1 protein-coding gene and 1 pseudogene are annotated in these 1,103 nt (G+C 69.4%); one reads left to right on the forward strand and one right to left on the reverse strand.

What is annotated here, in order from left to right; translation table 11 throughout:
• On the reverse strand, positions 1 to 674 hold a 674-nt coding region (locus AC1DWF_RS32325), incomplete at its 3' end, for a Bug family tripartite tricarboxylate transporter substrate binding protein (RefSeq protein ID WP_476842608.1).
• A 155-nt stretch (positions 675 to 829) separates the two neighbouring features.
• Here AC1DWF_RS32325 and AC1DWF_RS32330 point away from each other — a divergent pair.
• A pseudogene (locus AC1DWF_RS32330) lies at positions 830 to 1,103 on the forward strand (M20 metallopeptidase family protein); the annotation flags it as partial.

Here is a 1,103-nt window from a genome sequence, read left to right on the forward strand (position 1 = left end):
GCGCTGCTCATGGCGATCGCCTTGACGCTGCCCTGCCGGATATGCGCCGCGGCCGAGGGCAGGCTGTCGCTCATCAGCGGCACCTGGCCGCCGATTACGGCCGTCATCGCCGGGCCCGCCCCGCGGAAGGGAATGTGGTTGATCTCGCGCCCCAGGATCTGGCCCATCTTCACGATCAGCAGATGGTTGGACGAGCCGGAGCCGCTGCTGGCCATATCGAGCCCGCGCTCGCGATGCAGCCGCGCGAGGCCCGCGAGATCGGCGATGCCCGCGCGCGGATTTGCCACGAAGACCGAAGGATTCTGCGTCAGCAGCGCGATGTGGCTGAAATCGCGCACGGCGTCGTACCGCACGTTGCCATAGAGCGCCGGCGAGATGGCGTGGCTCGCGATATTGGACAGCACGAGGGTGTATCCATCCGGCGCGGCCTGCGCGACGACCTGGCTGCCGACGGTCGCGCCGGCGCCGGGCCGGTTCTCGACGATGATCGGCTGTCCCAGCTTCTCCTGCAGCGGCGTGGCGATGAGGCGCGCGATCAGGTCGGTGGTGCCGCCGGGCGCGAAGGGCACSACGARGCGGATAGGTTGCGAGGGCCAGGGCGATTGCGCGCGCGCAAGGGTCGGCAGCGCGAGGCTGCCCCCGAGTACCGCGCGGCGACGCACTCCCTGGAACATCGTAACTCCCAAACACGGCCGAACTTTGTCTGCTCGGCAGACATTCTTGGATATCGGCTATCGCACACGGCCTTAGCCGGAGCAAGCACCCTGGACAGGCGGGAATGCGCCGCAGAGGATGGTTGCATCGCAGCATCACCCCTCCGGGAACCTCCATGATCGTCAACGACCCCGAAGCGCGCATCCGCGAGCATGCGGCCGCGCTGGAACCCCGCCTCATCAAGATCCGCCGCGACTTGCACGCCCATCCCGAACTGGGCTTCGAGGAGGTGCGGACGGCGCGCATCGTGGCGGCGGAGCTGGAGCGCATGGGCATCGCGCCACGGACGGGCGTAGGCGGCACGGGCGTGCTCGGCGTCATCGAGGGCGGGCGTCCGGGGCCGACGCTGGCGATCCGCGCGGACATGGACGCGCTGCCGATCCAGGAGG

The sequence above is a fragment of the Aminobacter sp. P4_D5 genome (assembly GCF_056401815.1).